Origin of the sequence: Thiorhodococcus drewsii AZ1 (assembly GCF_000224065.1) — a bacterium.
In the GTDB taxonomy this organism is placed as follows: domain Bacteria; phylum Pseudomonadota; class Gammaproteobacteria; order Chromatiales; family Chromatiaceae; genus Imhoffiella; species Imhoffiella drewsii.
Genome location: NZ_AFWT01000001.1, coordinates 269720 through 290835, shown reverse-complemented (window position 1 = coordinate 290835; position 21116 = coordinate 269720). Strand labels below are relative to the sequence as shown.

At 60.2% G+C, this 21116-nt stretch carries 19 protein-coding genes and 1 pseudogene; 11 read left to right on the top strand and 9 right to left on the bottom strand.

What is annotated here, in order from left to right; genetic code table 11:
* Window positions 1-99 precede the first annotated feature (99 nt).
* Both THIDRDRAFT_RS01260 and THIDRDRAFT_RS01255 read right to left on the bottom strand, forming a co-directional pair.
* The gene (locus THIDRDRAFT_RS01260) at window positions 100-621 is read right to left on the bottom strand and encodes a YiiX/YebB-like N1pC/P60 family cysteine hydrolase (protein ID WP_040843535.1); all 522 of its coding nucleotides are present in this window, start codon (window positions 619-621) and stop codon (window positions 100-102) included.
* Window positions 622-689: 68 nt separating this feature from the next.
* Window positions 690-1037, bottom strand: coding sequence for a nuclear transport factor 2 family protein (locus tag THIDRDRAFT_RS01255; protein ID WP_216725600.1), 348 nt, complete (start codon window positions 1035-1037; stop codon window positions 690-692).
* Window positions 1038-1373: 336 nt separating this feature from the next.
* On the opposite strand from THIDRDRAFT_RS01255, the gene THIDRDRAFT_RS01250 reads away from it, so the two are divergent.
* Complete coding sequence (locus tag THIDRDRAFT_RS01250) at window positions 1374-4526, top strand: CHAT domain-containing protein (protein ID WP_040843534.1); 3153 nt, start codon at window positions 1374-1376, stop codon at window positions 4524-4526.
* 148 nt (window positions 4527-4674) lie between these two features.
* Complete coding sequence (locus tag THIDRDRAFT_RS01245; protein ID WP_007038965.1) at window positions 4675-5478, top strand: hypothetical protein; 804 nt, start codon at window positions 4675-4677, stop codon at window positions 5476-5478.
* Between the two features lie 127 nt (window positions 5479-5605).
* Here THIDRDRAFT_RS01245 and THIDRDRAFT_RS01240 read toward each other — a convergent pair whose 3' ends face one another.
* Together THIDRDRAFT_RS01240 and THIDRDRAFT_RS01235 are read right to left on the bottom strand one after the other, a co-directional pair.
* Window positions 5606-6619, bottom strand: a complete 1014-nt coding sequence (locus tag THIDRDRAFT_RS01240; protein WP_007038964.1) for an IS481 family transposase — start codon at window positions 6617-6619, stop codon at window positions 5606-5608.
* A 261-nt stretch (window positions 6620-6880) separates the two neighbouring features.
* Window positions 6881-7642, bottom strand: coding sequence for a thioredoxin domain-containing protein (locus tag THIDRDRAFT_RS01235; protein WP_007038963.1), 762 nt, complete (start codon window positions 7640-7642; stop codon window positions 6881-6883).
* Window positions 7643-9252: 1610 nt separating this feature from the next.
* On the opposite strand from THIDRDRAFT_RS01235, the pseudogene THIDRDRAFT_RS25415 reads away from it, so the two are divergent.
* Window positions 9253-9408, top strand: a pseudogene (locus THIDRDRAFT_RS25415) (IS5/IS1182 family transposase); the annotation flags it as partial.
* A gap of 15 nt (window positions 9409-9423) precedes the next feature.
* On the opposite strand, the gene THIDRDRAFT_RS27250 reads toward THIDRDRAFT_RS25415, so the two are convergent.
* Window positions 9424-9720: a DUF3096 domain-containing protein gene (locus THIDRDRAFT_RS27250; protein WP_007038961.1), complete on the bottom strand. Its 297-nt coding sequence runs from the start codon at window positions 9718-9720 to the stop codon at window positions 9424-9426.
* Window positions 9721-9950: 230 nt separating this feature from the next.
* Here THIDRDRAFT_RS27250 and THIDRDRAFT_RS01215 point away from each other — a divergent pair, with 230 nt between their 5' ends.
* The 5 genes from THIDRDRAFT_RS01215 (at window position 9951) to THIDRDRAFT_RS01195 (ending at window position 16088) form a co-directional block, all read left to right on the top strand.
* Window positions 9951-10637 (top strand): GntR family transcriptional regulator, encoded by a 687-nt coding sequence (locus THIDRDRAFT_RS01215; RefSeq protein ID WP_007038960.1) that lies wholly within the window; start codon window positions 9951-9953, stop codon window positions 10635-10637.
* Between the two features lie 73 nt (window positions 10638-10710).
* The gene (gene prpB / locus THIDRDRAFT_RS01210) at window positions 10711-11601 is read left to right on the top strand and encodes a methylisocitrate lyase (protein ID WP_007038959.1); all 891 of its coding nucleotides are present in this window, start codon (window positions 10711-10713) and stop codon (window positions 11599-11601) included.
* Window positions 11602-11730: 129 nt separating this feature from the next.
* The gene (gene prpC / locus THIDRDRAFT_RS01205) at window positions 11731-12885 is read left to right on the top strand and encodes a bifunctional 2-methylcitrate synthase/citrate synthase (RefSeq protein WP_007038958.1); all 1155 of its coding nucleotides are present in this window, start codon (window positions 11731-11733) and stop codon (window positions 12883-12885) included.
* Between the two features lie 113 nt (window positions 12886-12998).
* Entirely contained in the window at window positions 12999-14447 is a 1449-nt protein-coding gene (locus THIDRDRAFT_RS01200; protein WP_007038957.1) for a bifunctional 2-methylcitrate dehydratase/aconitate hydratase, read from the top strand.
* A 177-nt stretch (window positions 14448-14624) separates the two neighbouring features.
* Window positions 14625-16088, top strand: a complete 1464-nt coding sequence (locus THIDRDRAFT_RS01195) for a sensor domain-containing diguanylate cyclase (RefSeq protein ID WP_007038956.1) — start codon at window positions 14625-14627, stop codon at window positions 16086-16088.
* Here the strand turns inward: THIDRDRAFT_RS01195 and THIDRDRAFT_RS27045 are convergent.
* Both THIDRDRAFT_RS27045 and THIDRDRAFT_RS01190 read right to left on the bottom strand, forming a co-directional pair.
* Window positions 16085-16219, bottom strand: coding sequence for a hypothetical protein (locus THIDRDRAFT_RS27045; protein ID WP_007038955.1), 135 nt, complete (start codon window positions 16217-16219; stop codon window positions 16085-16087). The two genes, THIDRDRAFT_RS01195 and THIDRDRAFT_RS27045, sit on opposite strands and share 4 nt — an antisense overlap.
* A gap of 136 nt (window positions 16220-16355) precedes the next feature.
* On the bottom strand, window positions 16356-17126 hold the full coding sequence (locus THIDRDRAFT_RS01190) for a hypothetical protein (RefSeq protein ID WP_040843598.1): 771 nt from the start codon (window positions 17124-17126) through the stop codon (window positions 16356-16358).
* Window positions 17127-17279: 153 nt separating this feature from the next.
* Here THIDRDRAFT_RS01190 and THIDRDRAFT_RS01185 point away from each other — a divergent pair, with 153 nt between their 5' ends.
* Both THIDRDRAFT_RS01185 and THIDRDRAFT_RS01180 read left to right on the top strand, forming a co-directional pair.
* Window positions 17280-18197, top strand: coding sequence for a hypothetical protein (locus THIDRDRAFT_RS01185; protein ID WP_007038953.1), 918 nt, complete (start codon window positions 17280-17282; stop codon window positions 18195-18197).
* A 45-nt stretch (window positions 18198-18242) separates the two neighbouring features.
* Window positions 18243-18836: a YqiA/YcfP family alpha/beta fold hydrolase gene (locus THIDRDRAFT_RS01180; RefSeq protein ID WP_007038952.1), complete on the top strand. Its 594-nt coding sequence runs from the start codon at window positions 18243-18245 to the stop codon at window positions 18834-18836.
* Here the strand turns inward: THIDRDRAFT_RS01180 and THIDRDRAFT_RS01175 are convergent, their stop codons facing one another.
* Window positions 18837-20039: a TraB/GumN family protein gene (locus THIDRDRAFT_RS01175; RefSeq protein ID WP_007038951.1), complete on the bottom strand. Its 1203-nt coding sequence runs from the start codon at window positions 20037-20039 to the stop codon at window positions 18837-18839.
* A gap of 225 nt (window positions 20040-20264) precedes the next feature.
* Here THIDRDRAFT_RS01175 and THIDRDRAFT_RS01170 point away from each other — a divergent pair, with 225 nt between their 5' ends.
* Window positions 20265-20735 (top strand): hypothetical protein, encoded by a 471-nt coding sequence (locus THIDRDRAFT_RS01170; protein WP_007038950.1) that lies wholly within the window; start codon window positions 20265-20267, stop codon window positions 20733-20735.
* A gap of 43 nt (window positions 20736-20778) precedes the next feature.
* Here the strand turns inward: THIDRDRAFT_RS01170 and THIDRDRAFT_RS01165 are convergent, their stop codons facing one another.
* A complete protein-coding gene (locus THIDRDRAFT_RS01165) occupies window positions 20779-21102 on the bottom strand; it encodes a hypothetical protein (protein ID WP_007038949.1) in 324 nt (107 codons plus the stop codon).
* Window positions 21103-21116 lie beyond the last annotated feature (14 nt).

Sequence of the window (21116 nt, the reverse complement as noted above, 5' to 3'; positions counted from 1 at the left end):
TTCATGCGCCATTAATTGAATCCACGGCAATATCTATAGAGATCGTGACATTAGATAACGTTAGCCAGGCATCTTGAAAGACGCTCATGGTGGACATCATCACTTTACTTTGAGAACCTGCACAGACATATCGACATAAAGATCACTGATCGAGACGAAATCCCGTCCCATTCTGTGTGTCTTTGCCGTGAAGAACTCTGCCCTCAACGCGCTATTGACGACGGATCTGACAAGCTCTGTGCAATAGAGTCGATCTGACGTCGACAGGTCATACTCATTGTCGAATCGAATACCTTTCGTCGCCATACTCAACGCCACGTTACCAATTTCATTCCGCTCTTCCTGAGACACGGCGAGTCGATAGGCCGACCAATCACGCGCATCCTCCAGAAAACCCGAAATAGATTCTACGACCACCCCGTCGAACCCTTTCGCATCATCGGCAATGGAGTGAACCACTCCCAGACCATCCTCGGTCTCCACGATGATGCCGACATGCGAGAAACGCTGCTCCTGCAGGGAGAATCTTCTTGCAACATCGGAAGCCAATCCCCGGCCGCGCCGAAAAATGAGATCTCCGACGGAAACACTTTTCACATCGAATGTGACTACCGTGCCCACAGGTCTCGTCGTCAGGTGATACCATCTAAGCAGGAGAACAGAGGCGAAAAGCAGTATCGTCGCAACAACTAGCGTTTTTGTTCGTTGACTTTCCATACTCCATCGTGTTTCACGAGATGAATGACCTGGAGCTCCGAATCCTTATTGGTACCCTCCCTGAAAGAGACGACCGCCTGGTAGCCGTCGATTTTTTTTTCGACAATCTCGAACTCAGCATTTGGATCACAAGGAAATCCTGTCATTTTCATGACGTCGATCATCTGCCCCGTCAGGTCTGTGCTCAATTTCTTTGCATTTTCGAAATTGCAATGGGAGAGCTCAAATAGAAATTGCTCGGCCGTATCCGCTGGACCATCGCTACAGGCAGTCAAGCCGCACATCAGCAACGAAACGACACCATATTTGATTCGAGACATCATGCTTACCCTTGAATTGATCAGTCGTATGTCTTGAAGGTCTGCCCAAGTCTGCCCGCCGAGTCACGAGTAGCCTGCAGAATAGTCGTAAGGACTCGATCGGGACCGATCCGGAACGAGTGCCGAGTCCGATACGCTGACCAGACTTCCAAACGACCACAACCAGAAGAGACGGACATGCCGAGAATTTTTGTCGCAGCTTGTGTTGCTTGGGATCGAGTGAGGGCGCAGGGAATCTATCTGGCCGTATGCCTCTGCCTGACCCTCTGTGTGCTAGGCGACGCCCCGGCCGCAGACTCGCCTGAAACGGACGAGGTAGGGCAACGGATTGGGCTCTTGCTCGACAGCGGTATGGATGCCCTGAATCACGACCGCTACCCCGAGGCGCGCGATTGCTTCGAGGAGGGGCTCGGGCTGGCGCGGCAGCGGGGGGATGAATGGTCCATCGCGGCATTCTTGTCTGATCTTGGCCTGGTCGAGCAAAGCCTCGGCCAATATTCCCAGGCACTCGAGCACCACGAGCAGGCGCTCGGAATTCGCCGCCGCATCCACGACGAGTGGGGCCAGGCGGCGGACCTCAGCAATCTGGGCAATCTGTACCAAGCACTCGACCGCTACCCTGAGGCACTGAGCCATCTGCAACAGGCGCTCGCCATCAACCGGCGACTCGATGCGCTCGGCGAGGCGGGGAAGGTGCTCACCAATCTCGGAATCGTGCTGGAGAAGCTCGACCGCTACCAGGACGCCCTGGACCACTACGATCAGGCGCTCCCCCTGCTGCGTGAGGCTGGAGACCTGGACAGCGAGGCAAACACGCTCACGAACATCGGAGTCGTCTATCTGCGACTCGGACGCTACCCTCAGGCATTGACTCTGCACCGCCAGGCGCTCGCCATCCACCGCAGACTCGGCTCGCGCGCCGCCGAAGCCAATGATCTCGACAACATTGGCATCGTCGAGACCCGGATTGATGACATACCGGGGGCAATGAGCCATTTCCAACAGGCGCTCACCATTCGCCACGAGATCGGAGACCGCAGGGGTGAGGCCCTGAGCTTCCACCACCTCGGCATCCTCAATCAGATCCAAGGTCGTTACGACGTGGCGCTAGAGCAGCTTGGCCGAGCACGCACCATCTTCCACTCAATCGGAAAACCATCGGGTGAGAGTGCGACACTCGCCATGATGGGCCTGGTCTTCCAGCTCAGCTGCCGCTATCAGGATGCCCTAAAGCATTATCGAGCGGCGCTGGCCATTCATCGAAAACTCCGCAGCCTTCGAGGTGAGGGTCAGACACTCACCAACATCGGCGCCGTCAAATTCGATCTCGGTCTGATACAAGAGGCGCGCGATCATCTCCAACAGGCACTGGCCATCCAGCGGCGCATCGACGATCGCGACACTGCAGCCGCCAGTCTCAACAACCTTGGCAATATCGACCAACACCAAGGCCGTCATCAAGACGCGCTGAGCCGATTCAAAGAGGCACTCGCCATCCACCGAGAAATGGGAGACCGCGCTGGAGAGGGTACGAGCCTAGCCAACATCGGCAACCTGTACCGTGCCATGGACCGCAACCGCCAAGCCCAGGGCTATCTGGAGCAGGCGCTTGCGATCGACCGGGAGGTCGGCGACCGCGCAGCCGAGGCCAGTGACCGGCTCAATCTCGGCTTGGTGCATTGGATAGAGGGTGACTCCGAGGAGGCACTCGCGCATTTCAACCAAGGCCTGACCCTGACCGCCACGCTGGATACGCCCGAGCTGTCATGGCGCCTATGGCAAGCCGTGAGCAACGTCTACGCAGCCCGGAATCAAAACCGCGCAGCTATCGCCGCGGGCAAGCTGGCGGTGAATCTCCTCCAGGAAATGCGCGCCACGAATCGCAAGCTCGACCAACGAATGCAGGAGGGTCTCCTGACGAGTCGACGCTTCGTCTACCGAGATACCGCCGAGCGACTGATCCAGCAGGGACGCTATGCCGAAGCACAGCAGATCCTGGAGATGCTCAGGGAGGTCGAACTCTACGACTACCTGCTCGTGAAAGATCCAGCGTCCGATCCGCGACGCACGCGAGCCAGTCTCAATCCTGTCGAAACCGATTGGAGCCAAGCGGTCGATCAGACCACCGCGGATCTGCGGGCGGTCGAAGCGAAGCTGATCCCATTGAAGCGCATCTTGGAGCAGGTCCGCTCAGATACAGAACAGGTTGCGATCAATGTGCTGACCAAACAGCATCAGGCCCTCGAATCCGATCTCCGATCCGCCCTAGATGCGCTTCCAGCACGTTTAGCCCTGATCACACCCACAGAGCAGGCTAGAATCAACGCTCAGATGGCCGAAATTCATGGTGGCCAAGCGCATCGACTCGCCTCACTCACGAGCCGCAGCGGTCGCCCGACCGCCCTGCTCCAGACGCTGATCCTACGCGATCACCTGCGACTCCTGCTGACGACGCCGTCCGGCTGGAGCACAGCGGTCTCAACGCTCGACGCATCGACTTTGGACAAGCTGATCTCGGCGCTCGTCCAGGCGCTGCGCGATCCGGGTACAGACCCCAAACCACCCGCCAAAGCTGTCTACGAGCGGATTCTTGGCCCACTCGAAGCGACCCTGTCCGAACAAGGTATCCAGACACTGATGAGCCAGCTCGACGGGCGTCTGCGCTATCTTCCCCTCGCTGCGCTGCACGATGGACAGGGATGGCTAGCCGAACGACTCGCGGTAGTCCGTGACACGACCATCTCAACGCCGCCACCACCTGCCACGGATCGACGAGAGCGACGGATCGCAGGTCTGGGCACCAGTAGGCCTCACGGGGCATTTGCGGCGCTCCCAGCGGTCGAGGAGGAGTTGGAGAGCATCGTGCGTCGCCAGGACGACCCGAACGATCAAGGACTGCTCCCCGGCACGGTGCACTTGAACGAGGCATTCACCGAAAAGGCCTTACGCCAAGCTGCCGCCGGCGACTATGCCATCGTGCACATCGCCAGTCACTTCAACCTCCAACCGGGCAATGAGCTGGAGTCTGCCCTGCTGCTTGGTACCGGCGAGCTCCTCAGCATGAGCGAGCTGCGCAGAAGCGCTCTCGATCTCACCCATGTCGATCTATTCACCCTTTCCGCCTGCGAGACCGCGCTTGGGGGGCCGGATGCCGACGGAATCGAAATCGAGGGTCTCGCTGACATCATCCAACGCCAAGGGGCGCACGGTGTAATCGCCAGCCTCTGGTCCGTCGCCGATACCTCAACCGCCTGGTTGATGCAGCGCTTCTATGCGCTGCGCCAGGAGCAGGGGCTCGACAAGGCGGAAGCCCTGCGTCGTGCCCAAATGGAATTGATCGACACCAGCGGCAAGCTGGTGCATGCCGCTGTGCGGAAACGCGTGCCACTCGGCTTGCGACCATCGGAAGACGGACTGACGTCGAGGCAAGCCGATTATCGTCACCCCTACTATTGGGCTCCCTTCATCCTAATGGGGGATTGGCTCTGAGCTGCAACCAGCAACGACGAGGATTAAACGACGAGATCCAGTCATTTGGCCGTCCAATCGAGATTTACACATCACCGGCAACCATCATCGCCATGATGACGATTGAAAAGGAACCGATGAAGACAACACGGTTGAGGAACCACGAAGCATGACCCAGCGACTGATATCGCGAATCCTGCCAAAAATCGCCCCGATTATCTTCATGGCTCACAACTCCGCACTGTTCGCCGACCACATCTATTCCGAGGTTGAAACCGACATCAAGGATGAAAGTAACTACTTCCACAAGAAAATACTTGTCGTCCAGGATACCGAGTCTGGACGGGAGTATCGCAGTGGTCCTATCCAAGGACGCATCTATCTCACCGAGGATTTCGACGGCGACGGAAAGCAGGAGGCGCTACTGATATACAACAAATGTCCTGGATCGAGATGCCTAGACTACTATCGAATCGCCGCCCTCAAGGATGGCAAGATAATCGTCGCAGATCCCAAGCCAGAGATCACCAACCCCGAGATGGAACAAGATGGAAAACGTCTTCTCCTGGTCGAACAGGAAATCGATCACAAGCTCTATTATGCGTTCGACGGCCATGAAATCAGTGTCACCAAGAGGATAGTATCACCCAAGACCCTTAAAGATATTAGGACTCATGTATATAGCTACATAGATGATCAACGATACGAAATCTTAGCCTTCGACCTCAATGGCGACGGCCATAAAGAACGTATCGCCTGCGAAAAGGACTGGAGTTGGGGCTACTATTCCAGTTGTGAATTGCCGCTTCCTGACGGGAAAACTCAGTCTTTTTTCGGTTTGTGCAGGAGGGTTGGTATTCTACCTCATATCAGTAACGGGTATCACGATTTAATCTGCGATTTCGATACCGTATTGATCTTCAATGGATCCGAATGGATTGATCCGGAGGAGAGCCAGGGTCGTTCTGATTAGGGATTGATGGGCAGGGCTTTGAAGGCGCGGAAATATAACATTTACAATCAGCGAGTTACGCTCATTACTCACCGTGCTCTTGGTGCAGTTGACGAGATCAAGACATCGCCATGTTGAGCCCATCCCTTTACCCATATCTCGAACCAGTTTCGTACACATTTCTTGTGTCAAGTCCCCGAAGATTATATACACGCTTTTTGAATAATTCGGGGCGCTTCTCGGCCCAATCCTTGAGGGCTTGAATCGGAGCGATATGCCCGAGTGCTTTTTGCGGAATGTGCTGGTTGTAGACCTGGACGTAGCGGGTGATGGTTTGCTCCAGGCTCTGTGAAGAGTCGAAGCGTGTGGTGGCCAGCACCTCGGCGATGCGCCCATTGAAACGCTCGACCATGCCATTGGTCTGTGGAGTTCTGGGTTTGGTTAGGCGATGCACAATAGCGTGCTGGGCGCAAACCTGATCGAAGCGATGCTGCCCCGTTGGCGAGCGCTCGCCCGTGGCGCAGAAACGGTCGGTGAACTCTTTGCCGTTGTCGGTGAGGATCTTGGTGAGGGTGAACGGCGCCTTGGCGATCAGGCGCTCGAGAAAGCCACTGGCCGAGGCCGCCGACTTGTCGTCGAGGATCTCGACGTAGACCCAGCGAGTGGCACGGTCGATCGCCGCGAAGAGGTATTTTCGGCGGTCTTCATCGAGCATCTGGGGCAGGTACTTGACGTCGACATGGACGAAGCCGAGGGCGTAGTCCTTGAAGGTCTTCACCGGACGCTTCGCGGTGTCCGCCTCCTGCGGGATCAGGGACTTGAGGTTGGAGATCCCGTGGCGCCGCAAGCACCGATCGAGTGCCGAACGCGAGGCCTCGGGGTGGATGAATTCGCGGGTAACCGCCAACAGATCGTCGAACGGCAGCAACAGCGTTTCACGCAGGGCCACCACGAGGACTTCCTGCTCGGGCGAGAGCGTCGTTGAGAGCCGGTGTGGGCGGTGCGAAGCATCTTCGACCACCGTGCGTCGCCGCCACTTTCTCACCGTCTGCACCGAGAGGTTGTACTGGGCGGCGAGGACCTTGTTCGGCAACGTGGATGCTTGCAAATCGCGACGAATCGCTGGGGTGGTGCGGGCATTCTTGTGCAGGCGGATTTCCATCGGCAATCAGGCTCCCGGGCTGTGGGCTGTTCCGCGAGCGCTGGCTTTGTGGACCACGTGCTCTAGCACCTCGCGGGCTCGGAACAAAGGATAGCTCCGTCGAGGCAGATAATCACACGGGACGTAACACTGTTACGCGTGAGCACCCTTCGTGACCTTCAACGCCCTGGGATTGATGGGTTCATCCTCATTCAACACAAGATCGTCTTCGATCCGATATCGAGCCGGCTGGACCCAATGGCCAGACCGACTCGCTCACGTCTACCTTTGATGCGCGATACGCGGCAAAATCCCTTTGCCGAAAACCATGTCACCGTTAGGAAATATGGCTATCGGAGCCCCACCGCCCATCATGCAGTTCATATCATGGAATGCCTCCCATGGGTATCTTCGGTGTTCCATCGATTTGGGAAAATTGGCTTCCTTACCTGACATGATCGTCGACCAAGCCACGCTTGGATCAACCGCAGACCATACAGCTTCAACCAGATCGCGATTCTCATCCGATAGCATGACTGGTACTACACGATAAGCGATATCTTCTTGGTGGAGCTGCCTCTCCAGATTCCGGCAAAAACCGCAATCCACACCGCTAATCAAAATGAATGCATCCCTCTTTCCTGCAGGCCCCATCTTAATGGTAAGAGGACGCGCTGCCGAGGCGATCCGTTTTCCGATAGTCGCTGCATCAGCTTGCGAGACAGGCGAACGTGTCTTCAAGTATCTCCATCCCTTACCTCCCTGATTCGCGATGAACTGATAATCACCTGAAAGGTACTGGGCGCATTTATGATGCACATTGCTTCGAAAACGAAAGGCGTAGATATCTGGAACGATAGTTTCCTCCAGCCGAGTACCATTCGGCACATCCAAATGAGCCAGCCGGCTGAACTCCCTTACTGTCGGAGCTGCAACAGAAGTGACAGGATACGATAGAAGTGCAGGCAGCACTAAGACATACAAGCTGGCAGCGACAATGAAAATAGAATATCTTTTGACATCGAGCATTGTATTCATTTTCATAGCGCCTTTACTCGACAGCTTCTCTTTACATAATCGACAACCACTACCACGACGAACGTGATACCAAACAGAAAGGATCGCGACTGCAAGATGTTGACGACCGTTGCGACACTCTGCCCTAAGCAAATCCTGTCATGATCGGTCCCCAAGGAAGCCTCTTCCCGAATCATTACACTGACTGTCATTGGATTGAATCTCTCCAAGCTCAGAGTTAATAAAGGAGCAAAATCAGACCGGCCAATTCTGTCTCCAGGAAACATTCACTCTTCCAGACGGGAGGATTCAGACATTTTGTCGCACATAAAAATATTTCGAGCGAATACTGGTGTGCGTTGACGCAAGAAAATCTCTACCATCAACTTCTCGGCCGGTCGTTCCCAGGATCGCCGAATTGTACTTGGCAATGCCGCCATGGTCGGAGTCCAATCGAAACATCTCACCACGACCCTTGGCCTCAATGGGCCGATTGCAATTCGGTCATCCCAGGAACCCTCTGCAAATCCAATCGCGAAATAGTTGATGGACTCTTACTCGAGTGTCAGACCGAGAGACCTGCCGCCAGAAATGTCTTGCTCGGAGAGAGCGAAAACAGGCACCTCAAGTGCCTGATCAGGCTGGCGGATCCGACTTTTAGGTCAGGCTATGCTCTGAATTTTCGCAGCAATAGCCCACCGTCACCTCTCCCGATGCATCCTCGCGGCAGCCGAAACGCAACCATCCCTCGCCACGCAACCAGCGCTGTTCACGATGGACCAGAACAGACTCGGCGGAGGTTTGCTCCTGAACCGGGGCTCCATTGGTGCTGTGATCGACGAAGATAATGCGACCCTTCTGATATTCGAGCCGTCCATGGTGGGTGCAACCTGCCGAGCGCGCCCCGAGCCGTACACAAAGGAGGCATAATTGATCTGGGTGACGTGGCAAGTCTGCGCGTCAGAGCGAGCGTAACAGAGCCCGTTGGTCGGTGTTGATCGGCACGGTTTTGCTGCCTTGAGGATCTTGCGATGTCGCGTCTGCTGCCTGCTGTCCCTGAAGCGATTCCCCCCCTGTCCGTCGCGAATTCGAAGCCATGATCACGATGGTGCAGGCGGCGGTGGAAACGGGAACGGCGGCGCATAACCTAGAGCAGGGAGGGGCTGTTGAGCCAGTTGCTGCGACTCGGCCACAGTTTGTTTCAGAGCTTCTTGACCCTGAGCGGTCCGGGTGATGTCGGGGAACCGTTGAAACTGGAGGATGGGCGCACAGTCACGCGCTTGGCGTCGCGCCCACGTCCTTACCGCAACCTCTTTGGCGAGTACACCATTGAGCGGTTCGTCTATGGCCAGCGCGAGGAGCAGACGTTGGAGGCGCCCCCCCTTGGATGCACGCCTGCAGCTGCCCCCGCCCAGTGCACCTCCTATCTGCTGCAGGAGTGGAATGCCCGACTGATGCAGGCGATGTCCTATGCCCAGGCCGAGCAGTTCCTTGAGCACCTGTTGGGCGTGCGCCAATCGGAGCAGACGATTGAGCGCGACCAAACGCGACTGAGCGCGCAGGTCGAGGCGTTTTGGGAGCAGTTGTCCCGGCGCCCGTCCCGCTGCCGCCGGAGGCCATTGTGGTCAATAGCGGTCGTCATCTTCCCCAAGCGGTGGGTGGTCGAACGCACCCATGCCTGGAACGAGCATGCTCGACGCCTGATCATGCATCACGATCGATTGCTGAAGGTCTCCGAGACCTGGGGTTGGCTCGCAGAAGCGCGCTTGCTGGCTCGGCGATTAACGACATAATTTTGTAAACACCCTCTAAAACCTGAGCATTCCAGCCTGCAACAGACCTGCGAGGATCAGATAAAACCCCACGACATAGTTGAGGATCGCCGGTTTGATGAGGATGAGGGCGCCGGCGACGATCGAGATCACCGCCATGGGGGAAATCGGCTGGCCGTGGAAGTAGTGCATGAGACCGAGCGCGCCGATGAGGAGCAGATAGGCGGCGACGGCGTAGTTGAGCACGCGCGGCACCAGCAGAATGACGACTCCGGCGATGATGGCGACCACCGCCTCCATCGGCCATTGCTGCAGCATGGCTGGAATATCCATTGAGAGATGTCCTTGATGATGAAGGAGGTCGAGACCCTACCCGCGCGCGGCACGAGGAAACGCCAACGCGCGCCCAGCGCATTATAGACGGCCTTTCCGTCCGCTCGACCATCCGACCTTTCGAACGCGTTACCCGGCTTCACGCCGAACATTGTCGACAATCCAAGCTTGACTTACGCGTCAAAGGCGCTAATTTATGGTCAACGAAGCCAAATGTGTCGACAGTCTCCATGCCTGTTCCAGCTGAAGCGCTTTCCGACGCCAACGGTACGATCGCCGATCGTGTGTTCGATCAGATCCGCCACGCCATCGTGGTCGGTGAGATCGCGCCCGGCAGCAAGATCAGCGAACCGGCCCTCGCTGCCCGCTATGGCATCAGTCGCGGCCCGCTGCGCGAGGCGATGCGCCGGCTGGAGTCGAGCAGCCTGGTGGAGCGCAAGCCGAACATCGGCGCGCGCGTGATCACACTCACCAGCGCGCAGTTGCTTGAGATCTATGTGATCCGCGAAGCGCTGGAGGGGATGGCGGCGCGCCTGGCCGCAGAGCAGATGTCCGATGCGGCCATCGCGGACCTGAAGCGCCTGCTCGATCAGCACCGCAACGAGGTCGCGCAGGAGGCCTGGCAGGCCTATTTCCAGGAGGAAGGGGATCTGGACTTCCATTTCCGCATCGTCCAGGGCAGCGGAAACGGGCGGCTCAACAACATCCTCTGCAACGATCTCTACCATCTGGCGCGCATGTACCGCTGCCAGTTCGGCATGAAGAGCGACCGCGCACGTGACGCGCTCAAGGAACACGAACTGATCGTCGACGCCATCGCGGAGCGCGACGGAGAATTGGCGGAATGGCTGATGCGCCGCCACATCCGCACATCACGCCGAGCGACCGAGCGCCGGCTCGCCGCCATGAAGGATTGAACGGCCGACACCGAGTTTCAAACAGAGTGAATCCCCGCCGCAGGGCGTCGGATTCCATAGACGAGGCAACACCATGACCGACACCATGACCCCCGGCGCCAAGCTGCGCCTTGCCGTTCAGGAAGAACATCCCTTGCAGGTGGTGGGCGCGATCAATGCCTATCACGCCAGAATGGCCGAGCGCACCGGTTATCGCGCGCTCTATCTGTCCGGCGGTGGCGTTGCGGCGGGCTCCTACGGGATTCCCGATCTGGGCATGACCAGCCTGGATAACGTGCTGGAAGACGTCAGCCGCATCACCTACGCAAGCGATCTGCCGCTGCTGGTCGATGCCGACACCGGCTGGGGCAGCGCCTTCAACATCTCGCGCACCGTCAAGCATCTGATCCGCAACGGCGCAGCCGGCTGCCACATCGAGGATCAGGTCGCGGCCAAGCGCTGCGGTCATCGTCCGAACAAGGCCGTGGTCTCGAAGGAAGAGATGGTCGATCGCATCAAGGCCGCCGTGGACGCGCGCACCGACGATTTCGTCATCATGGCCCGTACCGACGCGCTCGCCGTCGAGGGCATGGACGCGGCGATCGAGCGCGCTATCGCCTGCGTCGAGGCCGGCGCCGACATGATCTTCCCCGAGGCCATGACCGAGCTGGCTCAGTACAAGCAGTTCACCGCTGCGGTGCAGGTACCGGTACTCGCCAACATCACCGAGTTCGGCGCCACGCCGCTGTTCAAGACCGACGAGCTGGCCGATGTCGGCGTCTCGCTGGTGCTCTATCCGCTGTCGGCCTTCCGCGCCATGAACCAGGCCGCGCTCAACGTCTACCAGGCCATCCGCCGCGACGGCACTCAGGCCAACGTGCTGGATACCATGCAGACCCGCATGGATCTCTACGACTACCTCGACTATCACAGCTTCGAGAAGAAGCTCGACGTGCTGTTCGCCCAGGAAAAGTCCGAGAGCTAACGTCGAACGCGTCCGTCCCGATCCGCGCCGCGAACGCACGGATCGCGGACCCCGACGCATCCCGATCGATCGGTCACTGCCGAGGCCAGATTCCTCGATATCCACTCGAGCATGAGGAGAGAACATCCGATGGCTGAGAATCAAGCAAGCCAACTGCCCAAGCCGAAGAAATCCGTCGCCCTGTCGGGTACCGCCGCCGGCAACACCGCCATCTGCACCGTCGGCCGCACCGGCAACGACCTGCACTATCGCGGTTACGACATCCTGGACTTCGCCGATCAGGCCGAATTCGAAGAAATCGCCTTCCTGCTGATCCACGAGCGTCTGCCGAGCCACAGCGAACTGGTCGCCTACAAGCACAAGCTCAAGTCGCTGCGAGGCCTTCCGGCCGCGCTCAAGACGGCCCTGGAGCAGTTGCCGCCCTCGGCGCACCCGATGGACGTGATGCGCACCGGCTGCTCCGTTCTCGGCGCACTGGAACCCGAAAAGGACAGCATGCCGGTTGCTGCGGCGCGTGACATCGGCGATCGGCTGATCGCCAGTTTCGGCTCCATGCTGCTCTATTGGTATCACTACGCGCACAACGGACGGCGCATCGATGTCGAGACCGACGACGACTCGATCGGCGGACACCTGTTGCACCTGCTGCACGGCCACACGCCCCGTCCCGAGTGGGTGCGCGCCATGCACACCTCGCTGATCCTCTACGCCGAGCACGAATTCAACGCCTCGACCTTCACCTCGCGCGTGATCGCGGGCACCAACTCGGACATGTACTCGGCCATCACCGGTGCGATCGGCGCGCTACGCGGTCCCAAACACGGTGGCGCCAACGAGGTGGCCTGCGAGATCCAGCAGCGCTACGCCAACGCCGACGAGGCCGAGGCCGACATCACCGAGCGCGTCGGCCGCAAGGAGATCATCATCGGGTTCGGACACCCGGTCTACACCATTGCCGATCCACGCAACGAGGTCATCAAAGCGGTCGCCAAGCGACTCTCCGAGGCCAACGCCAACATGACGATGTTCGAGGTCGCCGACCGACTGGAAACCGTCATGTGGGGCCTCAAGAAGATGTTCCCGAACCTGGACTGGTTCTCCTCGGTGTCCTACGCCCAGATGGGCGTTCCGACGGCCCTCTTCACGCCCATCTTCGTCATCGCACGCACCTCCGGCTGGGTGGCCCACGTCATCGAGCAGCGCAAGGACGGCAAGATCATCCGCCCGAGCGCGAACTATGTCGGCGTCGAAAACCTCAAGTGGACACCGATCGAAAAGCGCTAGACAGCGCTCAGCTTCCAGCCCCCAGCTGCCAGCGAAAGCACTCCGCCAAAGCGCTGGAGCGCTGACCGCTGGACGCTGGAGGTTTCCTCTAACGACCAAACGAGATCCAAACCATGAGCGCACATATCGCCGACGCCAACATGCGTCCCGAACCAGACCAGGAACTGGCCGCACTCGCCGACTACGTCTGCGATTACGAAATCACCTCCCAGGAGGCGATCACCACCGCACGTCACTGTCTGATGGACTCGCTGAGCTGTGCCATGCTGGCGCTCCAGTACCCGGAGTGCACCAAGCACCTCGGCCCCATCGTTCCGGGAACCAGCGTACCGAACGGTGCCCGCGTGCCCGGCACCCAGCACAGCCTGGACCCGGTCAAGGCCGCCTGGGACATCGGTGCCATGGTGCGCTGGCTCGACTTCAACGACACCTGGCTGGCCGCCGAGTGGGGTCATCCGTCGGACAACCTGGGCGCCATCCTGGGCCTGGGCGACTATCTCTCGCGCAAGGCCGTCGCCGACGGCGCCGCGCCCCTGACCGTGGGTGACGTACTCCACTACATGGTCAAGGCGCACGAGATCCAGGGCGTGCTGGCGCTGGAGAACAGCTTCAACCGGGTCGGTCTCGACCACGTGCTGCTGGTCAAGGTCGCCTCCGCCGGCGTGTCCGCGCTCATGCTGGGTGCCGACAAGGATCAGGTCATCGACACCCTGTCGCAGGCGTGGGTCGATGGCCAGTCGCTGCGTACCTACCGTCACGCGCCCAATACCGGCTCGCGCAAGTCCTGGGCGGCGGGCGATGCCAGCTCGCGCGCCGTGCGTCTGGCGATGATGGTGCAGAAGGGCGAGATGGGCCTGCCCTCGGTCCTGACCGCACCGCGCTGGGGCTTCTACGACGTGCTGTTCAAGGGCGAGAAGTTCGCCTTCCAGCGCGACTACGGCAGCTACGTGATGGAGAACATCCTGTTCAAGATCAGCTTCCCGGCCGAGTTCCACGCCCAGACCGCCGCCGAGTGCGCCATGACCCTGCACGACCAGGTCAAGGACCGCATCGACGAGATCGAGCGCATCGAGCTGACCACCCAGGAGTCGGCGATCCGCATCATCAGCAAGGACGGCCCGCTCTACAACCCGGCCGACCGCGATCACTGTCTGCAGTACATGGTCGCCGTGCCGCTGATCTTCGGCCGTCTCACCGCCGACGATTACGAGGACTCGGTCGCCCAGGATCCACGCATCGACGCCCTGCGCGAGAAGATGACCGTGACCGAGGATCCACGTTACACCCAGGAATACCTGGATCCGGACAAGCGCTCCATCGCCAACGCGGTGCAGGTCTACTTCAAGGACGGCTCCAAGACCGACAAGGTCGAGGTCGAGTATCCGATCGGCCATCGCCGCCGTCGCGCCGAGGGCATCCCGGTCCTGGAGGCCAAGTTCATCGACGCGCTCAAGACCCGCTTCCCCAAGGGGCAGGCCCAGCGCATCTACGACCTCTGCCAGGATGAGCAGAAGCTGATGGCCACCCCGGTCAACCAGTTCATGGATCTCTTCATGATCTGATCCCTCATAGGGGACCGCTCCATCCATCACGCAACCGGGGCCTCGTCCGAAACGAGTGCCCCGAGTGCGTGAACCAGGTCGCCGCTTGCGATCCATCCGCCAATCGGTCGACTCACTTGGTGTATGCTCTCAGAGGCCGTAACGGCTGACAGCAGACCCATCAGTGAGCGCTTCTCGATGACCCATTCAGCCGCGTTCGAACGACTGGTCGCGACCAACGCGGCCCTTCAGCAGCGCATCAACGAACTGGAAGCATGCGCCGCGCAGCGCGCCCCTCAGATCGCCCCGCCCCCGGAGCAGTCGCCGCACATCGGGCTCCTGCTCGACAACCTTCCCGGAATGGTCTATCGCTGCCGCAACGATCCGAGCTGGAGCATGCACTACGTCAGTGCGGGTGCCGAAGGACTCACCGGCTACGACCCCGACAACCTCAGATACCAGCGGCTCGCCTATGCCGACCTCATCCTGGAGGAGGATCGCGCACGGGTGTGGAAGCACGTCCAAGCGGCACTGGATATCGATCGCTGCTTCGAGCTCGTCTACCGCATCCGCACACGCCAAGGTGCCATCAAATGGGTCTGGGAGCGTGGCTGGGGCATCTACTCGGATGCCGGCGAGATCCTCATGCTTGAGGGATTCATCACCGACATCTCTGCCCTCAAGACCACCGAACAGGCACTGCGCGACAGCGAACAGCGCTACAGACACATCGTCGAGAGCAGTCACGAAGGGATCTGGATGTTCGATACAGACGGCCATACCACCTTCGTCAATACGCGCATGGCCGCGATGCTCGGTTACGAGGTCGAGGAGATGCTGGGCAACGACCTCTACGACTTCATGCCCGAAGACTGGCGAAAAACGACCCGGGACAATTTCGGGCGGGGCCTGCAAGACGCAGCCGAGCAGCACGACGTGCGCCTCTTGCGCAAAGACGGCACCCAAATCTGGGCCCTGCTCTCCGTCAAGGCACTGACCGATGGAAACGGACGCCCCAATGGTCTGCTCGCGATGGCCGCCGACATCACCGACCGCAAGCGCATGGAGGCCGCCCTACATGATCTGGCGATCTCGGATCCGCTGACCGGACTGCTCAACCGGCGTCATTTCTATCAGTTGGCCGAGGAGGAATTGGAACGCGTCCGTCGCTATCGGTATCCGGTCGCCGCCCTCATGGTCGACCTGGATCAGTTCAAGCGGATCAACGACACCTTCGGTCACATAGCGGGCGATGCGGTGCTGCAAACCTCGGCCAAGGTCATGCGCGAGCAGTTACGCAGCTCGGATATCCTCTGTCGATACGGCGGCGAGGAATTCGCGATCCTAATGCCTGAAGCGGATTTGGCCACGGCCAAGGGCACGGCCGAACGGTTGAGGCTCGGCCTGGCGGCACAAGCCGTCGAGACCGAGCCGGGATCCATCTCCATGACAGCCAGCTTCGGCATTGCGGCGCTGACACCCGACAGCATGCTGACGCTCGAAACCCTACTCGACTATGCCGACCGCATGCTGTATGTCGCGAAAAAGAATGGACGAAACCGTGTCGAGGCCTGGGACACGGCACGTTCGGCAAGTCCGCCCGCGCCTGCCTCCGTCCCGCCCGAGGCGCTGGACGATGAGGGGCGGGCGGAATCCGGCTAACGGTCGGTCTTGCTGGCCGTCGAGCGGACGAAATTCACGAAACGCCGCTGAATGTCTCGCGCCCATTCGGGCTGTGGCCAGTTCCAACCAATCAGGACTCCAATGACGACCCCAAACAGCAATACGAGCATGTGTCTTACCTCCAGTTGGAGTTGATGACAAACGTACCCAGCGATCCTCCCGGCAGAGACCGCCACCATTCGCCTAAAGACATGAGTCGACGATAGGGTTTTTACCGGTTCCAGAATCGAGGGCTTTGCGTCCGGATCAGGGGTGCTCCTCGATATGGAAGCCGAAGAGTTCGAGCAAAATGCCGGTCATGGCACCGCCGAGCAGACCGCCGAGCAGACCCGGAGGAATGTCGTGCACCACAGCCTCCATGATTCCGCGTGCGTTCCCATCCGGCATGACGGCCGTGGTTCCACCGACGATCCAGATGCTGGCTCCGACGACCGAGGCGATGAGCCCCGCCACCATCGGGGCCGAAAGCGCGCCAGGCAGCCAACCGGCGCTGCGCGTCACCAGCCAGCGCTCGGAGATCTGAAAGAAGGTCCCCACCAGGGCGACGACACCTGCGGCCAGCACGAACATGCCGACCCGGTGCCCGGTAAAGGATAAGATCAAGGCCAGCGAACCACCCGCCAGCAGACCGGCGATCAACCCGGTCAGGGTTTCGGCCAGCGGACGTCCCCCTCCCTTGACGATCCAGGCGTAGAATCCGCCGGCGATCACCCCTAGCGCCCCCGCAATGGAAACGATCATCGCCAATTCGACTTCTTGACCCGAGGCAATCAAATAGCCGATAGACGCCAGCACACCCGCCATAGCGCCTACCAGAGCGACCGGCATCGCGCTATAAAAAGCCGATGTCGTCATGGCTGCAGCCGCAGCCGCGATGATGAGCGGCTGCCATCCCGATAGCCCGAGCATCCCAAGCACTTGATACAGACCAGCAAAAAGGGCTCCAAACAGGGCACCCGCGAATCCCCAGATGAAGACAGTCATCACGATCGCGGCAAACTGATCCTTAGTAAACATGCGCATCTTCCAACGACTCGGTGGTCAGTGGCTCATAGTCTAACCCGTCCGCGACCAGCCGGATCCATGCCATCGGGCTCGGTGGGCACAAGAGGCCATCGACCCATCGACCTCTTGCCACATTCAATCGCGTGCGCGAATTCGATGTAACCTATGCATCAACCCCCAAGCAACGGCGCCAAACGCGTCTTCGACGGCGTCCCTCAGATCTACTATGAGGGGTACTGGATCAACTATTACGACCCGCCTCAGGACTCCTTCGAGGTCCGACGTCAACTGATCCAGGCTCTGACGATCCGGCTGTTCAACCACGTCGAGCACGGAATCAACATCCCGGGATCCCGTCTCAAGGAGGCCCGAGCCGCCTATGCGGCCGAGACGGATACCGAACGCAAGCGGGTCAACGGCGCTATGCTGGCCGGCGCACTCTTCAACCGCGCCGCCGACCTCTTCCGCTGTCTGGTGGATCTGCAGACCGCCGGTCTCGAGGTGACACCGGAGCACCCACTCATGCGCGAGTGCGGTCATTGTCTGATGGAGGCGCTGGAACTGGGCAAGATGGTGCGTCACCGAGGTGGCGACGAGGGAATCGACGAACTCTGGGGCGAACCCTTCAAGGCATTCTCGATGCCGATCGAGGATTTCTACGCCAGCCGCTATCTGAAGATCGCCATGACCATGCGAGACGTCGATCGCATCGCCTCGGCGCTGAAGGTCACCTTCGCCGACAGCACCCAAATCGTCGGCCTGGACGCGCGCATCGACGAACTCACGGACGCCGCGAAACGCAAGTGCGAAATCCTGCGGACCGATCCGGCCGTATTCGACGTCTGGCCGGCCTATGTGGTCGCCAGCGAGCGACTCCGCAACCTCAAGCCCATCCTTCCCGCCAACCACGGAACGGAGGACATTCGCGAGGCGGTCGAGGGCACGCGCCTGCTCGGTGAGGGCACGGACCTGGTGAGCTTCATCGTCCGCGCGCGTGTCCCCATGCCCAAAAGCACCCGGGAATTCATCGACCGCTGCGAACAGTTTCACCGGACCTTCCTCGCGAAATCCAGGAAACCCTAAACGTCCAAACAACGTCCATTTCAGAGACCTGCCCAGGAGACCCGCGTGCTCGTCTATCTTCACGGCCTCAACAGTTCGAGCCGATCCGTCAAGGCCGGCCTATTGAGGGAACATCTCGCCCCGTTCGAGGTTCTGGCGGTGGACTACAGGCCTCACCGACCGGACGAGGCCATCGCACGGCTGTCGAGCTTCTTCGAGGATCTGCGACCGCAACGGCCCGCCGTCATCGGCAGTTCCATGGGCGGCTTCTATGGACAGTATCTCGCGCGCCGGTTCCCGTTTTCCCACCTATTTCTGATCAATCCGGCGCTCACCCCCTGGACCTTCATCGGCGAGCGACTCGGGGAGACCCAGACCACCGCGAACGGCGAGGACTATGTGCTTACAGCCGATCTCGCCGAACGCCTTCGCCCGTATGGGATCGAGACGCCCTGCGACGGCACGCCGACGACCCTCTTCCTCGACCGGGGCGACGAGGTGATCGACTACCGCATTGCCGAACGGCTCTATGCAGACTGTGGGCGGCTGCTGGTCTGGGACGGCGGCGATCACGCCTTCCAGCACATGGACGCGGCCATCGAGATCCTCCGCGACCATCTGAGCTCCACAGCGACCGCGAAGGGCCACGACGCGGAATAATCAGGATCCGGAGTGCAGCAGCTGTCCGGCAACGTGAAAGCCCGCGACATAGGTCCCGATCGCAGCGCCGAGCGTGCTCAGCAGGAACACGAGCAAGACGCGCGAGACCCGATTACGCCACCAGCCGCTCCAGTTGGAAACGTCGGCGCGCAGGCGACTGAAGTCACCGACGCTCGGCTTGCGCAGATAGAGTTCCACCGCCCCGGTAACCATTCCGGCGCCCAACGTCGGATTCAGTGTGGTCAGGGGCGCTGCCAGAAAGGCCGAGACGATGGTCAGCGGATGTCCCGCTGCCAGCAGGGTCCCGAGGGCCGACAGACTGCCCGTGATCAGCGCCCAGGAGACCAGAAGGTCGAATCCGAAGGAGGGGCTGATGGCGAAACCGTAGGCGAACCCCGCCATGATCAGCGCGAGCAGGCCCCAGGCCAGCACCTGGGGCCAGCGGCTTGGCGGAGGAATCTCCTCCAGCCGCTCTAGGACGACGGCAGGATCCGAGCGCTCCGACTCCAGAGAATCGGCGATTCCCTTCAGGTGACCGACGCCGACCACCGCCAGCACCCGGTGGGCACCGATCCGGGCCGCCTCGCGCCGCAGCTTCGCTGCCATGTACTGGTCCCGCTCCTCGATCAGTGGCACATAGAGGTCGCGGCGATCGCTCGCGAACTCGGCGAAGGTGGTCTCCAGAACGTCTCCCTCCTTCAGCCGCTCGACCTCGTCCTCCGTGACCTCTTCTGCAGTCACCATGGAGCTGACCAAACCGGCGAAGAGCCCGTAGCGCTTCCACCATCCGAGGCTGGCCGAGATGCGCTTGAGCGTGATACCGATCTCGCGGTCGATCAGCATGACCGGCAGATCGCGCTCCTTGGCAAGACGCAGCGCCGTGCGCTGCTCCGACCCGGGCTCGATGCCGAACTGGTCGGCGAGTCGCTGCTGGTAGGCCGACAGCGCCAGATTGGCCACCACCATGTAGACCCGGTTCTGGCGGATGACCGAAAAGAGATCCATCTGAGAGAGGGATTTGGGGTCCATCAGCGCATTGAAGCGACTGCGACAGAGCTCGACTGCGATGGCGTCGAAGTTCTCGGTCTGGACCAGCTTTTTCACCTGATCGGCACTGACACGGGACACATGAGCGGTCCCGAGCAGGGTCAAATGGACGTCGTCGAGGACGATTTCACGCCGCGGTTCGATTGACTCAGCCATGAAAATCCTGTCATTTGGCATCCCCGGTGCGGGGATTGGAACACAAAGGGCGGCATCATACCCCACGGATCGAACGGTTGAGCGGACGGGCATCGCGATCGATCGCCCTGACGCGACCGAACGAAGGCCGCCCGCCTCCCGCGTTGGTGCTCCGGCGAGGATGCCGTATCATCGCGCCGCATGCTGTTTCACCTTGACGCCACGCATACCTTCACAGAGGTCTCGATGAAAGGACCGACACCTAGATCGGCGCGCCTACGCCGTCACGCCCTGACCGTCGGCACTTGCGCGCTGGCGATCCTGCTGGTGACAACCGGCTGCGGGAGCATCAAAAAGGACAAAATGGCGATCGCTCTCAGCGCGGCCACCCACGGCTATCAGTCGGCATTGCGTTGGGGCTATTTCGAAAACGCCTATGCCTTCGTCGACCCGGATCAGCGCGAGAACACCTCAATGCCGCCCAGTCTGACCGGCTTGCGTCTCACCGGTTACGACGTCGTCCAGCCACCGGGCGTCCAGAAGAAGAACGACGATGACGAGGACGACGACGCCGCCATCGCCACCCAGATCGTACAGATCGAGTATCTGTACGAGGATCGACAGGTCGTCAAATCACTCATTGACCGTCAGATCTGGCGCTGGGACGCGGAGAAGAAGACCTGGTGGCTCACATCCGGACTCCCCGCCTTCGAGTGACGCGGACATCGCGCCACCGGGTGCCCGAACCCAGCCAAGGCGGTCAGTCGGCGCCCGGAATGCCCCTGATCTCTTTCTCCGTGGAGAGCATGACCGAGACACGCTCCAACTCGGCCCTCTGGTCCTCGGACAGCATGCCGGAGCGACGCTCGAGCGCGTTCAGAAGGCCCTCCGCATGCCCGAGACGCTCCTCGGCGATCGCGTCCTTGATGGCACGGATATCGGCGTTGGTCTCGCTGCCCAGCGAATGGGAAGAAGAAAGGGCCGAAGCCGACGAAGACGTCGGCTTCGCCTCATCGCCCTGGTTGCAAGCCGAAATGGCAAAAGTGATGAAAAGCGACAACAAACCACGGCTGGTCCGACTCATTCGCCCCCCTCAAT